The sequence below is a fragment of the Micromonospora sp. NPDC023869 genome (genome assembly GCF_055559695.1).
In genome coordinates this window covers 607,599-622,018 of sequence record NZ_JBVHKD010000001.1, presented here as the reverse complement: position 1 = coordinate 622,018, position 14,420 = coordinate 607,599, and the positions used below count along the sequence as shown (strand labels likewise).

Below are 14,420 nucleotides of genomic sequence, written 5' to 3'. Positions count from 1 at the left end.
GAAGGCGGCGCTGATGACCACGACTGTTTTCACTGATGCGACGCGCGCTCGGGCGCGGGAGATCATCGCCCGTTACCCGGCCGACCGGTCCCGTTCGGCCCTGCTGCCCCTGCTGCATCTGGTGCAGTCCGAGGAGGGTTACGTCTCCCCGGCCGGAGTGGCGTTCTGCGCCGAGGTGCTCGGCCTGAACAAGGCCCAGGTCGGCGCGGTGGCCAGCTTCTACACCATGTACAAGCGCCGCCCCACCGGTGACTGGCTGGTCAGCGTCTGCACCAACACCATGTGCAACGTCCTGGGCGGGCAGGAGGTCTACGACGCCCTCACCGAGCACCTGGGTGTCGGGCACGACGAGACCACCGAGGACGGCTCGATCACCCTCGAACACGCCGAGTGCCTCGCCGCCTGTGACTACGGCCCGGTGATGACGGTCAACTACGACTTCTTCGACGGGGTCGACCCGCAGAGCGCGGTCGGTCTGGTCGACGAGCTGCGTGCCGGTGGGCGGCCCACGCCGAGCCGGGGCGCCCGCCTCTGCACCCTCAAGGAGATGGCAGTGCAGCTCGCCGGCTTCGCCGACGAGCGCGAGGGCGCGGTCGCCGACGGCGTACCGGGTGAGCCGAGCCTGCGTGGCCTGCGACTGGCCGAGCAGCACGGCATCTCGGTGCCGGGCTTCGACCCGAACACCCCGATCCGCAGCGGCAAGGCCGGTGACAAGCCGGCCCCGGCCACCCCGGCCAAGGCTGCGCCGACCGGCACCACGGCACCCGACGTGCCCGCGCCGGACCGCAAGTCGCCGCAGGTGCGTACCGCCGAGACCCGGCAGCCGGACGCCCAGACGGCCGTGCCGGACGCACCCGGCACCAAGGTGCCGGTCGACGGGGCGGCGCCCACGTCGAGCGACGCCCGGGCGGCGGAGGCCGCCGGTACGGCGGCCAACCGGCCCGCCGGTGACGGCAAGCCTGCCGGCGACGACGCCGAGGCTCAGGAGCGCAACCTCAGCGAGGCGGAGTCGTCCGGCGGTGGCCGGGGCTCCGCGAACGACAAGGGGGCTCAGAAGTGACCACGCCTCGGCCGGAGACCCTGGCCAAGCTGACGCCGGTACTCACCAAGCGCTGGCTGTCGCCGGACGCCTGGCGGATCGGCACCTACGAGAAGCTCGACGGGTACGCCGCGCTGCGTAAGGCTCTCAAGGCGCACCCGGACGACCTGATCCAGCTCGTCAAGGACTCCGGGCTGCGCGGTCGTGGCGGCGCCGGCTTCCCGACCGGGCTCAAGTGGGGCTTCATCCCGCAGGGCGACGGCAAGCCGCACTACCTCGTGGTCAACGCCGACGAGGGCGAGCCGGGCACCTGCAAGGACCTGCCGCTGATGACGCACGACCCGCACTCGCTGGTCGAGGGCGTGATCATCGCGTCGTACGCGATCCGGGCCAGCCGGGCCTACATCTACATCCGGGGCGAGGCCGTGCACGCGGCGCGTCGGCTGCGCAACGCGGTGAACGAGGCCTACGCCAAGGGCTACCTCGGGCGCGACATCCTCGGTTCCGGGTTCGACCTGGACCTGGTGGTGCACTCGGGCGCCGGCGCGTACATCTGCGGCGAGGAGACGGCGCTGCTGGACTCGCTGGAGGGCTTCCGGGGCCAGCCCCGGCTGCGCCCGCCGTTCCCGGCGACCCACGGCCTGTACGCCAGCCCCACCGTGGTCAACAACGTCGGCACCATCGCGAGCGTGCCGTACGTCGTGCTCGGTGGTGCCGAGTGGTGGAAGACCATGGGCACGGAGAAGTCCTCCGGGCCGATGATCTATTCGCTCTCCGGCCGGATCGCCAACCCCGGCCAGTTCGAGTGCTCGATGGGCATCACGCTGCGCGAGCTGCTGGAGCTGGCCGGCGGGATGCAGCCCGGACACCACCTCAAGTTCTGGACGCCGGGTGGCTCGTCCACCCCGCTGCTCACGGCCGAGCACCTGGACGTGCCGCTGGACTTCGAGGGGGTGGCCGGCGCCGGATCGATCCTCGGCACCACGGCCACGCAGATCTTCTCCGACCAGGACTGCCCGGTCTACGCGACCTACCGCTGGCTGGAGTTCTATCACCACGAGTCGTGCGGCAAGTGCACCCCGTGCCGGGAGGGCAACTACTGGATGGTCCGGGTCTACCGGCGCATCCTGGCCGGTCAGGGCACCCACGACGACCTGGACACCCTGCTCGACACCTGCGACAACATCCTGGGCCGTTCGTTCTGCGGCCTGGGTGACGGTGCCACCAGCTCGGTGACCTCGTCCCTGAAGTACTTCAAGCAGGACTACCTCGACTACATCGAGGGACGGACCGCTCCGAAGTTGTCCGACAAGCAGTTGGTGGGAGCCCACTAATGACGGACGTTGCCAAGTCGACTGAGACGGTCACGCTGACCATTGACGGCGTCGAGGTCACCGCCCCGAAGGGGGCGCTGCTGATCCGCGTCGCCGAGCAGATCGGCACGGAGATCCCCCGCTTCTGCGACCACCCGCTGCTGGCGCCGGCCGGTGCCTGCCGCCAGTGCCTCGTCGAGGTGGAGGGGCAGCGTAAGCCGGTCGCCTCCTGCACGCAGACGGTGGCCGAGGGCATGGTCGTCCGTACCCAGCTCAGCTCCCCGGTCGCCAAGAAGGCGCAGGAGGGGATCATGGAGCTGCTCCTGGTCAACCACCCCCTCGACTGCCCGATGTGCGACAAGGGCGGCGAGTGCCCGCTGCAGAACCAGGCGATGTCGACCGGCCGTACCGACTCGCGGTTCCACGAGCACAAGCGGGAGTACCCGAAGCCGCTGCCGATCAGCACGCAGGTGCTGCTCGACCGTGAGCGCTGCGTGCTCTGCCAGCGCTGCACCCGGTTCTCCGAGGAGATCGCCGGTGACAAGTTCATCGACCTGATGAACCGGTCGTCCGCCGAGGAGATCAACATCTACCGGGACGAGGAGTACGGCGAGGAGGGCGACGCAGGTGACGTGCCGTTCAACTCGTACTTCTCCGGCAACACCGTGCAGATCTGCCCGGTCGGCGCGCTGACCGGTACCCAGTACCGTTTCCGCGCCCGCCCGTTCGATCTGGTCTCCAGCCCGAGCGTCTGCGAGCACTGCTCGGCGGGCTGCGCCCAGCGCACCGACTGGCGTCGCGGCAAGGTGATGCGCCGGCTGGCCGGCGACGACCCGCAGGTCAACGAGGAGTGGAACTGCGACAAGGGCCGGTGGGGCTTCCAGTACGCCCGCGCCACCGACCGGCTGACCACTCCGCTGGTCCGCGACGAGCGCACCGGTGAGCTGCGCGAGGCGTCCTGGAGCGAGGCGCTCAGCGTCGCCGCCGAGGGGCTGCGTGCCGCTCGGGACGGCGGTCAGGGTTCGGCGGTGCTCACCGGCGGTCGGCTGACCGTCGAGGACGCCTACGCGTACGCGAAGTTCGCCCGGATCGCGCTGCACACCAACGACATCGACTTCCGGGCCCGCCCGGCCTCCCGCGAGGAGGCCGACTTCCTGGCCAGCAACGTCGCCGGCAGCACCGACGTCACCTACACCGACGTCGAGAACGCTCCGGCGGTGGTGCTGGTCGGCCTGGAGCCGGAGGAGGAGTGCCCGATCCTCTTCCTGCGGATGCGCAAGGCGTACCTCAAGAACAAGCTCAAGGTGTACGCGATCGCGCCGTTCGCCACCCGTGGCCTGGAGAAGCTCGGTGCCAAGCTGGCCCGGGTGGTGCCGGGTGAGGAGGCCGGGGTGCTCGCCGAGCACGCCACGGTCGCCGAGGCGCTGAGCGCCCCGGGCGCGATCCTGATTGTCGGCGAGCGACTGGCCTCGGTGCCCGGCGGGCTCTCCGCTGCCGCCGAGGTGGCCGCGCGTACCGGCGCGAAGCTGGCCTGGGTGCCGCGGCGTGCCGGCGACCGGGGCGCCGTCGACACCGGTTGCCTGCCCAACCTGCTGCCCGGTGGCCGGATGGTCACCGAGCCGACCGCGCGGGCCGAACTGGGCGAGGCGTGGGACATCCCGGCCGGGGTGATCCCGAGCCAGGCCGGACGGGACACCGACGGCATCCTCGCCGCCGCCGCAGCGGGCCAGCTCGGTGCGCTAGTGGTGGCCGGCGTCGACCCGGCCGACCTGGCCGACCCGCGCCTGGCCGAGCAGGCCCTCGACGCAGTGCCGTTCCTGGTCAGCCTGGAGCTGCGGGCCAGCGCGGTGACCCGACGGGCGAACGTCGTCCTGCCGGTCGCCCCGGTGGTCGAGAAGGCCGGCAGCTTCCTGGACTGGGAGGGTCGGCTGCGTCCGTTCGACGCGGTCCTGAACACCGCCGCGATGACCGACGGTCGGGTGCTCGACGCGCTCGCCGCCCAGCTCGACGTGCGGCTGGGCACCGGAGACGTGCTCTCCGTACGGCGCGAGTTGGGCAGCCTGCCGACGACCCGGGTGGGTCGTCCGGCCGCCCCGAGTGTCGAGCCGGGCACCGTCCGGGACCTCGCGCCCGGCGAGGCGGTCCTGGCGACCTGGCACCAACTGCTCGACCTGGGCAGCCTCATCGACGGTGACGAGCACCTGGGCGGCACCGCCCGTCCGCCGGTGGTCCGGCTGGGCAAGGGCAGCGCGGAGGCGCTCGGCGTCGCCGACGGCGACCCGGTGACGGTGGGTACCGACCGTGGGGCGCTGACCCTGCCGGCAGCCATCACCGAGATGCCGGACGGCGTGGTCTGGCTGCCCACCAACTCGCCCGGCTCGACGGTACGACGCAGCCTGGGCGCGACCTCCGGTTCGGTGGTCCGGGTCTCCGCACCCGGTACGGCCGAGCCGGTCGCCGCCGACGCGGCGGGTCGTTCGGGCCCGCTGCTCAACTCCGTCGGGGGTAACCAGTGAGTGCGAGGAGTGAACGAGCGGAGCGAGTGAGCCCCGCAGTCGGGAACGAAAGGTGGGCCCAGTGAGTCACTCGCTCCTCGCCCAGGCGCCGTCGCTGACCGACTTCGGTCACGACCCGTGGTGGCTGGTGCTTGGCAAGATCGTCTTTGCCTTCGTCGTCGCCCTGCTCGGCACGCTGCTGGGCGTCTGGTTCGAGCGGCGAGTGGTGGGGCGGATGGCGGTCCGGCCGGGCCCGAACCAGCTCGGCCCCTTCGGTCTGCTGCAGACGCTCGCCGACGGCCTGAAGATGGCCTTCAAGGAGGACATCCTCCCCAAGTCGGCAGACAAGGTCATCTACTTCTTCGCGCCGGCCATCTCGGTGATCTGCGCGGTGACCGCGCTGTCGGTGATCCCCTTCGGCCCGATGGTCAGCATCTTCGGCCACCAGACGCCGTTGCAGGTCACCGACGTGCCGGTGGCGGTGCTGGTGGTGCTCGCCTTCTCGTCGTTGGCGGTCTACGGCATCGTGCTCGCCGGTTGGGCCTCCGGTTCGACCTACCCGCTGCTCGGTGGTCTGCGGTCCACCGCCCAGCTGATCTCGTACGAGGTCTCGCTGGGGCTCTCCATCGTGGCGGTGTTCATGCTCGCCGGCACGATGTCCACCTCGGAGATCGTGGCCGCGCAGGGCAACGGCACGCAGGTGAACCTCTTCGGCTTCGACGTCCCGGCGCCCGGGTGGTACGCGCTGCTGCTGTTCCCGAGCTTCATCGTCTTCTTCATCTCCATCGTCGGCGAGACGAACCGGCCGCCGTTCGACCTGCCGGAGGCGGAGTCGGAGCTGGTGGCGGGCTTCATGACCGAGTACAGCTCGCTGAAGTTCGCGCTGATCATGCTCAGCGAGTACGTGGCGATGGTGACCATGTCGGCCTTCACCGTCACCCTCTTCCTGGGCGGTTGGTACGCGCCGTGGCCGATCAGCCTCTGGTCGGGCGCCAACACCGGTTGGTGGCCGCTGCTCTGGTTCTTCGGCAAGGTCATCCTGCTGGTGTTCGTCTTCGTCTGGCTGCGGGGCACGCTGCCCCGGCTGCGCTACGACCAGCTCATGCGGCTCGGCTGGAAGGTGCTGATCCCGATCAGCCTGGTCTGGATCGTGGTCCTGGGCTGGTACCGCACCATCGGCGACTGGGACACCACGGGTCGCCTGTGGGCCATCGGCATCCCGGCCGGGATCGTGCTGCTCGCCGCGATGTTCTGGCCGAGCCGCAAGCCGCAGCCGAAGCCGACCGTCGCCGAGCAGGTCGAGAACCGGCCGCAGGGCAGCTTCCCGCTGCCGCCAATGGATCTGCAGGTACCCCCGAGCCCGCGTACCCGGCGCATGGTCGCCGAGCGGGAGCCGGCCAACGTTCCCGCCGGCCAGGACTCTGAGGAGGTGTGACGTGGGCGCGATCACCGGAACGTTCAAGGGCTTCGGGGTCACCTTCTCGCACATGTTCAAGAAGGTCGTCACCACCGACTACCCCTTCACCCCGCCGAAGCCGGCGCCGCGCTACCACGGCCGGCACATCCTCAACCGGCACCCGGACGGCCTGGAGAAGTGCATCGGCTGTGAGCTGTGCGCCTGGGCCTGCCCGGCGGACGCGATCTTCGTCGAGGGTGGCGACAACACCGACGAGCAGCGTTTCTCGCCGGGTGAGCGGTACGCCAGCAACTACCAGATCAACTATGCCCGCTGCATCTTCTGCGGGCTGTGCATCGAGGCGTGCCCGACCCGCTCGTTGACCATGAGCAACGAGTACGAGCTGGCCCGGGACAACCGGCAGGACCTGATCTTCACCAAGGAGCAGCTGCTCGCGCCGCTGCTGCCGGGGATGGAGCAGCCGCCGCATCCGATGCGTCTGGGCGACAGCGAGAAGGACTACTACATCGGCAGCCTGACCAACCCGGGCACCTCGGCCGGTGCCGAGCGCTCGCCGATGGGGCCGGGGCGGTACCAGCTGGACGAGCACCCGGGCGTCACCTTCCCCGGTGCCGAGCAGGCCGCCCAGCGTGCCGCGGCGGACAAGGGAGAGACGGAATGACCACCTCGACGGTGCTCGCCGCGGGTGCGGTCTCCGGCGGCGAGGCGGTGGCCTTCTGGATCCTCGCCCCGCTGGCGCTGGCCGGCGCGATCGGCATGGTCGCGGCACGTAACGCGGTGCACTCGGCGCTCTGGCTGGTGCTCACCATGCTCAGCCTGGGCGTGTTCTATGTGCTCCAGGCCGGACCGTTCATCGGCATGGTGCAGATCATCGTCTACACCGGCGCGATCATGATGCTCTTCCTGTTCGTGCTGATGTTGGTCGGCCGGGACGCCTCGGACTCACTGATCGAAGTGCTGCGGGGTCAGCGGATCGCCGCGATCGGGCTCGGCGTCGGCTTCGCCGCCCTGCTCGGCAGCGGGGTCTACCGGGCCACCCAGGGCACCGAGGCGGTGGGCCTGGAGGCGGCCAACGCGGGCGGCAACGTGCAGGGCATCGCCCGGTTGCTCTTCACCGACTACATCTTCGCCTTCGAGCTGACCGCCGCGCTGCTGATCACCGCCACCATCGGCGGCATGATCCTGGCGCACATCGAGCGGCGCAAGGAGGACAAGCGCGACCAGGTGGCCACCATGAAGGCCCGCTTCGCGCCGGGCAACTACCCCGGTCCGAAGCCCGGCCCGGGTGTCTTCGCCACCTCCTCGTCGGTGGCCACCCCGGCGCGCCTGCCGGACGGCCGGCTGAGCGACCGGAGCACGCCGGACATTCTTCCGGTGCGTGAGCTGGCCGCCGAGGAGACCACCCTGAAGGGCACTGAGAAGTGAGTGACTTCTTCTCCGTCGAACCGAACTACTACCTCGTCCTCGCCGCGGTGCTGTTCACCATCGGCGCGGCCGGGGTGCTGGTCCGACGCAACGCGATCGTGCTGTTCATGTGCGTCGAGCTGATGCTCAACGCGGCCAACCTGGCGCTGGTCACCTTCAGCCGGATGAACGGTGACCTGAACGGCCAGATCATGGCGTTCTTCGTGATGGTGGTGGCGGCGGCCGAGGTCGTGGTCGGGTTGGCCATCATCATGGCGATCTTCCGCACCCGGCGCTCCGCCAGCGTCGACGACGCCAACCTGTTGAAGTACTAGAGGGGCCCACCGGTGGACGAAATTGTGACGTACGCCCAGGCTGCTCCGGCCGAGACCGTCTCGTACGCGACGGCCGACGGGCTGCTGAGCAGCGTCTGGCTGCTGGTGGCGATCCCGCTGGTCAGCGCGATGGTCCTGCTGCTGCTCGGCCGGCGCGCCGACCGGTGGGGGCACTGGCTCGGCGTGGCCGCCGTCGGTGTCGCCTTCCTGCTCGGTCTGACCTACTTCTTCAACCTGCGCGGGTTGGAGAACAAGTCAGTCGAACTGAGCCTCTGGGACTTCATCGCGGTCGGCAACCTCAACGTCGACTTCGGACTGCTCTTCGATCCGCTGGCCGGGGTCTTCGTCCTGCTGATCACCGGCGTGGGCTTCCTGATCCACCTGTACGCGGTCGAGTACATGGCGCACGACCCGGGTCGTCGGCGGTTCTTCGCCTACTTCAACCTGTTCGTCGCGGCCATGCTGCTGCTGGTCCTCGGCAACAACTACGTGATGCTCTACTTCGGCTGGGAGGGCGTCGGTCTGGCGTCGTACCTGCTGATCTCCTTCTGGAACACCAAGCCGGCCGCGGCCACCGCCGGCAAGAAGGCGTTCCTGATGAACCGGGTCGGCGACGCCGGTCTGGCCATCGCCATCTTCATCATGTTCGCCACCCTGGGCACCACCCAGTACGACGAGGTGTTCAACGGGATCGGCGCGCTGGCCGGCAGCACCGTGCTGGTGCTCGGCATCCTCCTGCTGCTCGGCGCGGCCGGCAAGTCCGGCCAGTTCCCGCTCCAGGCGTGGTTGCCGGACGCGATGGAGGGCCCGACCCCGGTGTCGGCGCTCATCCACGCGGCGACGATGGTCACCGCCGGTGTCTACCTGATCGCCCGGTCCAACATCATCTTCTCGGCCAACGCGACGCTGCAACTGGTGGTGGTTAGCGTCGGTGCGCTGACGCTGCTGATCGGCGCGATCATCGGCTGCGCCAAGGACGACATCAAGCGGGTGCTCGCCTGGTCGACGGTGAGCCAGATCGGCTACATGTTCCTCGGTGTCGGCCTCGGTGGCGCGGCGTACGCGCTGGCCATCGTGCACCTGCTGGCGCACGGCTTCTTCAAGGCCAACATGTTCCTCGGCGCCGGCTCGGTCATGCACGGCATGAAGGACCAGGTGGACATCCGCCGCTTCGGCGGCCTGTCGAAGTACATGAAGATCACCTGGATCACCTTCGGCGCGGGCTGGCTGGCCATCATCGGCATGTTCCCGTTCTCCGGCTACTTCTCGAAGGAGCCGATCATCGCCGCCGCCTTCGAGCGGGACGGCTGGACGGCCTGGCTGTTCGGCGGGGCCGCGGTGCTCGGTGCCGCGCTGACCGCGTTCTACATGACGCGGCTGTTCGTGCTCACCTTCCACGGGCCGAAGCGCTGGACCACGGACATCGAGCACCCGCACGAGTCCCCGCCGCTGATGACCATCCCGCTGATCCTGCTCGGCATCGGCTCGATCGGCGCGGGTTGGCTGCTGGCCACCTCCGTACCGGACTGGCTGACCGCCACCGCCGGCCTCGGCGCGGCCGAGGCGCACCACGACGCGGTGCTGCCGCACTGGGCGATCGTGGTGCTGTCGCTGGGTGTCACCGTGCTCGGTGCCGCGCTGGCCTGGTTCCTGTTCCGCAACGGCACGGCCAACGAGCCGCAGCCGGCCGGGGTGCTGGTCACCGCCGCCCGCAAGAACCTCTACACCGACGCGGTGAACGAGGCGGTCTTCGAGAAGCCCGGCATCTTCCTCACCCGGGCGCTCGTCTACCTGGACAACCGGGGCATCGACGGGCTGGTCAACGGGCTGGCAGCCGGTGTCGGCGGCGGTTCGGGCCGACTGCGGCGGTTGCAGACCGGCTTCGTCCGGTCGTACGCCACCTCGATCCTCGCCGGGGCGCTGCTGATCGTGGGCGCGTTCCTGGCCGTACAGGCGGGGTGGTTCGCGTGATCGACCTCAAGAGGCCGACGGTCTCGCAGGCGGCCGTCGCCGGCGGACCGCGCATCGACGACGGAGGTAAGGCCGCATAATGTCCGACTTCCCGTTCCTCTCGGTGCTCACCGTGGCGCCGCTGGTCGGCGCAGTGGTGGTCGCCCTCCTGCCGCGCAGCCGGCCGACGCTGGCCAAGCAGGTCGCACTCGGCTGGTCGCTGCTGGTGCTGGCGCTGTCCGTGGTCATGTGGGTGACCTGGCAGGTCGACGGCGACCGCTTCCAGTTCCGTGAGTCGTACCCGTGGATCCCGAACTGGGGCGTGAACTTCACGTTCGCCGCCGACGGCATCGCGCTGGTCATGCTGATGCTGATCGCGGTGCTGGTGCCGCTGGTGATCCTGGCCTCCTGGCACGACGCCGAGTCGTCGAAGCGCTCGGTGCCGGTCTACTTCGCGCTGCTGCTCGTCCTCGAATGCACGATGCTCGGTGTCTTCGCCGCCGCCGACGTCTTCCTGTTCTATGTGTTCTTCGAGGTCATGCTGGTGCCGATGTACTTCCTCATCGGCAGCTACGGCGGCCACCAGAGGCAGTACGCGGCGGTCAAGTTCTTCCTCTACTCCCTGGTCGGCGGCCTGTTCATGCTGGCCGCCGTGATCGGCCTCTGGGTCGTCGGCGGCAAGACCTTCGACTGGGTGGCGCTGTCGCAGGTGGACATCTCCACCGGTGCGGAGCGCTGGCTGTTCCTCGGCTTCTTCGTCGCGTTCGCGATCAAGGCGCCGTTCTTCCCGTTCCACACCTGGCTGCCGGACGCCGGTGGCGCGGCCCCCGCCGGTGCCGCCGCGCTGCTGGTCGGCGTGCTGGACAAGGTCGGCACCTTCGGCATCATCCGGTACTGCCTGCCGCTGTTCCCGGACGCCGCCCAGTGGTTCGCGCCGTGGGCGCTGGGCCTCGCGGTGATCGGCATCATCTACGCCGCTCTGCTGGCGGTGGGGCAGAACGACCTCAAGCGGCTGGTGTCGTACACGTCGATCGCGCACTTCGGCTTTATCGGCGTGGGTCTGTTCGCCTTCACCACCCAGGCCGGGACCGGTGCCGTGCTGTACATGGTGAACCACGGCCTCGCCACCGGCCTGCTCTTCCTGGTGGTCGGCATGCTGGTCGCCCGCCGGGGTTCGGCGCTCATCAGTGACTTCGGTGGTGCCGGCAAGCTGGTGCCGGTGCTGGCCGGGGTGCTGTTCTTCGCCGGTCTCGCCTCGCTGGCGCTGCCCGGCACCGCGCCGTTCGTCTCCGAGTTCCTGGTGCTGATCGGCACCTTCACGGTGAACAAGCCGGTCGCGGTGATCGCCACGCTGGGCATCATCCTGGCGGCCGCGTACGTGCTGTGGATGGTGCAGCGGACCACGCAGGGCACGCTCAATCCGGCGCTGACCCAGATCGACGCGATGAAGCGCGACCTCAACCTGCGTGAGAAGGTCGTGGTCGCCCCGCTGATCGCGCTGATCGTGCTGCTCGGCTTCTACCCGAAGCCGGTCACCGACGTGATCAACCCTGCGGTCCAGGCGACCATGGAGGATGTCGGCCGGACCGACCCGGCGCCGACGGCAGGCAACGTCCAGGAGGCCAGCCGGTGAGCGCGAGGAGTGAGCTCGCGAGCCCCGCAGTCGCGAACGAAGGCCAGCCGGTGAGCGCACAAGACAGCGCAGTCGCGAACGAAAGGTTGACTCGGTGAACGAGTTCGTACTGCCGCCGATCGACTACGCGGCACTCGCGCCGATCCTGATCATGTTGGGCGCGGCGGTGCTGGGGGTGCTGGTCGAGGCGTTCGTGCCGCGCCGGTTGCGGCACCCCGTCCAGCTCCCGCTGGCCCTGCTGGCGGTGCTCGCCGCGTTGACCATGGTGGTGTTCAACGCCGACAAGCGGGTGATCACCATCGGGGTGATCGCGATCGACGGGCCCACGCTGTTCCTCCAGGGCGCGATCCTGGCCCTGGCCGGCGTGGCGCTGCTGCTGATGGGCGAGCGGTCGGTGGAACGGGGCGGCGCATTCGTCGCCCAGGCCGCGATCACCGCCGACTCGCCTGACGACCGGCGGCAGGCGGCCAAGGCCGGTGGTGCCGGTGAGGTCTACCCGCTGACCACGTTCGCCATCGGCGGCATGCTGATCTTCGTGGCGGCGAACGACCTGCTGACCATGTTCATCGCGCTCGAGGTCTTCTCGCTGCCGCTCTACCTGCTCTGCGCGCTGGCCCGTCGCCGGCGGATCCTGAGCCAGGAAGCGGCGATGAAGTACTTCCTGCTCGGCGCGTACGCCTCGGCGTTCTTCCTGTTCGGCCTGGCGCTGCTCTACGGCTTCAGCGCTGGTCTGGGCGACCGTCAGGCGGGCGTGGACTTCGCCACCCTCAACGCCGCCGTGGCCAACTCGACGGCCAGCCCGGTGCTGCTCTTCGCCGGCATGGCTCTGGTCGCCATCGGCCTGCTCTTCAAGGCCGCCGCCGCGCCGTTCCACGTCTGGACGCCCGACGTCTACCAGGGCGCACCGACCCCGGTGACCGGCTTCATGGCCGCCTGCACGAAGGTCGCCGCGTTCGGCGCCCTGCTGCGGGTGTTCCACGTCGCCTTCGAGGGCGCACGGTGGGACTTCACCCCGGTGCTCGGCACGGTGGCGGTGCTCACCATGCTGGTCGGCGCGGTGCTCGCGGTCACCCAGACCGACATCAAGCGGCTGCTGGCGTACTCCTCCATCGCCAACGCCGGTTACCTGCTGGTCGGCGTGCTGTCTCCGGGCCGGGAGGGTCTTTCCGGCACGATGTTCTATCTGGTGGCGTACGGCTTCACCGTGCTGGCCGCGTTCGCCGTGGTGACCCTGGTCCGGGACGCCGACGGGGAGGCCACCCACCTGTCCCGCTGGGCCGGGCTGGGTCGCCGCTCGCCGGGGTACGCCTCGGTGTTCACCTTCATCCTGCTCGCCTTCGCGGGTATCCCGCTGACCAGCGGCTTCACCAGCAAGTTCGCCGTCTTCGCCCCAGCGCTCGACGGCGGTCAGGTGTGGCTGGTGATCGCCGGTGTGCTGACCAGCATGGTGCTCGCCTTCCCGTACCTGCGGGTCGTGGTCATGATGTGGCTCTCCGAGCCGGGTGACTCGACCCCGACCGTCACGGTGCCGGGGGCGATGACCTCGGCGGCGCTGGTGATCGGCGTACTCGCGACCCTGGTCCTCGGCATCGCACCGGGTCCGCTGCTCGACCTGACCACCGGCGCTGCGGACTTCATCCGGTAGCGGCGTCACCTTCCGTTTCGGGGGCCGGTCCACGGGTGTGGGCCGGCCCCCGCCGCGCCTCCCCGGTCCGCTGCAGGTAGAGCCCGTGTGGCATGGTGGAGTAGTGGTGATTAGGGGTGGCGAGCGTTCAGGTGGCACCGGCTCTGGTGGCCGCCGGAGCCGGCACGCGGGCCAGTTCGGCCCGCTCGGTCTGTATCTCGCCGACCCGCACACCGAGGCATCCGTGCTGGGCCTGCTGGACACCATCGAGGTGGAGTTGCGGGCCAGCGTGGCCAGCGCCGATCCGTTCGTGACCGAGGCGGCCCGGCATCTGGTGGAGGCGGGCGGGAAGCGCTTCCGGCCACTGCTGGTGGCCCTGGGCGCCCAGTTCGGCGAGCCGGCTCGGCCGGAGGTCGTCTCGGCCGCCGTGGTGGTGGAGTTGACCCACCTGGCCACGCTCTATCACGACGACGTGATGGACGAGGCCGCGGTGCGTCGGGGAGCGCCGAGCGCCAACTCCCGCTGGACGAACTCGGTCGCCATCCTGGTGGGCGACTACCTCTTCGCGCGGGCCGCGGACGTCGCCGCAGAGCTGGGCCCCGAGGCGGTACGCCTCCAGGCGCGCACCTTCGCCCGCCTGGTGCACGGCCAGATCGCCGAGACGGTCGGCCCTCGGGCCGACGCCGACCCGGTGCGGCACTACCTGGACGTGATCGCCGAGAAGACCGGTTCGTTGATCGCCACCAGCGCCCACTTCGGCGCGCTGTTCAGCGGCACCGCCCCGGAGCACGTGTCGGCGCTGGCCGGGTACGGCGAGATCATCGGTGTCGCCTTCCAGCTCTCCGACGACCTGCTCGACATCGCCAGCGAGTCGGAGGAGTCCGGCAAGACGCCCGGCACCGACCTGCGGGAGGGCGTACCGACCCTGCCGGTGCTCTATGCCCTCGCCTCCGACGACGCGGACGCCTCCTCGGTCCGGCTGCGGGAGATCCTGGCCACCGGCCCGCTGACCGACGACGCCCTGCACGCCGAGGCGCTCGGACTGCTCCGGGAGAGCCCCGCGCTCAAGCGGGCCCGGGAGACGGTCCGCAGCTACGCCGAGGACGCTCGCGCTCGGCTCGCGCCGCTGCCGGACGTGCCGGCGCGTCGCGCCCTCGAATCGCTCTGCGATCACATCGCCGACCGGACGAGCTGACCGACCCTCCGCAGC

At 70.0% G+C, this 14,420-nt stretch carries 11 protein-coding genes; all 11 read left to right on the top strand.

All coding sequences use genetic code 11. The annotated features are described in order from the left end of the window. Window positions 1-13 precede the first annotated feature (13 nt). The 11 genes from nuoE to ACZ31C_RS02460 all read left to right on the top strand — a co-directional run bounded on the left by nuoE (window position 14) and on the right by ACZ31C_RS02460 (window position 14,405). Window positions 14-1,060, top strand: coding sequence for an NADH-quinone oxidoreductase subunit NuoE (gene nuoE / locus ACZ31C_RS02510; RefSeq protein ID WP_465793875.1), 1,047 nt, complete (start codon window positions 14-16; stop codon window positions 1,058-1,060). Next, window positions 1,057-2,373, top strand: coding sequence for an NADH-quinone oxidoreductase subunit NuoF (gene nuoF / locus ACZ31C_RS02505; protein WP_465793874.1), 1,317 nt, complete (start codon window positions 1,057-1,059; stop codon window positions 2,371-2,373). Before nuoE ends, nuoF begins: the two co-directional genes overlap by 4 nt. Then, window positions 2,373-4,868 (top strand): NADH-quinone oxidoreductase subunit G, encoded by a 2,496-nt coding sequence (locus ACZ31C_RS02500; RefSeq protein WP_465793873.1) that lies wholly within the window; start codon window positions 2,373-2,375, stop codon window positions 4,866-4,868. Before nuoF ends, ACZ31C_RS02500 begins: the two co-directional genes overlap by 1 nt. Window positions 4,869-4,929: 61 nt before the next feature. Further along, a complete protein-coding gene (gene nuoH / locus ACZ31C_RS02495) occupies window positions 4,930-6,282 on the top strand; it encodes an NADH-quinone oxidoreductase subunit NuoH (RefSeq protein ID WP_465793872.1) in 1,353 nt (450 codons plus the stop codon). A 1-nt stretch (window position 6,283) separates the two neighbouring features. After that, the gene (gene nuoI / locus ACZ31C_RS02490) at window positions 6,284-6,925 is read left to right on the top strand and encodes an NADH-quinone oxidoreductase subunit NuoI (RefSeq protein ID WP_350697422.1); all 642 of its coding nucleotides are present in this window, start codon (window positions 6,284-6,286) and stop codon (window positions 6,923-6,925) included. Then, a complete protein-coding gene (locus tag ACZ31C_RS02485; RefSeq protein WP_465793871.1) occupies window positions 6,922-7,689 on the top strand; it encodes an NADH-quinone oxidoreductase subunit J in 768 nt (255 codons plus the stop codon). Before nuoI ends, ACZ31C_RS02485 begins: the two co-directional genes overlap by 4 nt. Further along, window positions 7,686-8,003 carry an NADH-quinone oxidoreductase subunit NuoK gene (nuoK, locus tag ACZ31C_RS02480; protein ID WP_013731028.1) on the top strand — a complete coding sequence of 106 codons (318 nt, stop codon included), beginning with the start codon at window positions 7,686-7,688 and terminating at the stop codon, window positions 8,001-8,003. The genes ACZ31C_RS02485 and nuoK overlap by 4 nt, the downstream gene beginning before the upstream one ends. A gap of 12 nt (window positions 8,004-8,015) precedes the next feature. Beyond that, window positions 8,016-9,974 carry an NADH-quinone oxidoreductase subunit L gene (gene nuoL / locus ACZ31C_RS02475; RefSeq protein ID WP_465793870.1) on the top strand — a complete coding sequence of 653 codons (1,959 nt, stop codon included), beginning with the start codon at window positions 8,016-8,018 and terminating at the stop codon, window positions 9,972-9,974. A gap of 79 nt (window positions 9,975-10,053) precedes the next feature. Then, window positions 10,054-11,586, top strand: a complete 1,533-nt coding sequence (locus tag ACZ31C_RS02470) for an NADH-quinone oxidoreductase subunit M (protein ID WP_131054360.1) — start codon at window positions 10,054-10,056, stop codon at window positions 11,584-11,586. 94 nt (window positions 11,587-11,680) lie between these two features. Further along, on the top strand, window positions 11,681-13,231 hold the full coding sequence (nuoN, locus tag ACZ31C_RS02465; protein ID WP_396741120.1) for an NADH-quinone oxidoreductase subunit NuoN: 1,551 nt from the start codon (window positions 11,681-11,683) through the stop codon (window positions 13,229-13,231). 106 nt (window positions 13,232-13,337) lie between these two features. Next, a complete protein-coding gene (locus ACZ31C_RS02460; protein ID WP_465793869.1) occupies window positions 13,338-14,405 on the top strand; it encodes a polyprenyl synthetase family protein in 1,068 nt (355 codons plus the stop codon). Window positions 14,406-14,420: the final 15 nt, after the last annotated feature.

Excerpts from the sequence above, each read along its gene's own strand:
- nuoE (WP_465793875.1), top strand. The coding sequence starts at position 14 with ATGACCACGACTGTTTTCACTGATGCGACGCGCGCTCGGGCGCGGGAG.
- ACZ31C_RS02500 (WP_465793873.1), top strand. The coding sequence starts at position 2,373 with ATGACGGACGTTGCCAAGTCGACTGAGACGGTCACGCTGACCATTGAC.
- ACZ31C_RS02485 (WP_465793871.1), top strand. The coding sequence starts at position 6,922 with ATGACCACCTCGACGGTGCTCGCCGCGGGTGCGGTCTCCGGCGGCGAG.
- ACZ31C_RS02470 (WP_131054360.1), top strand. The coding sequence starts at position 10,054 with ATGTCCGACTTCCCGTTCCTCTCGGTGCTCACCGTGGCGCCGCTGGTC.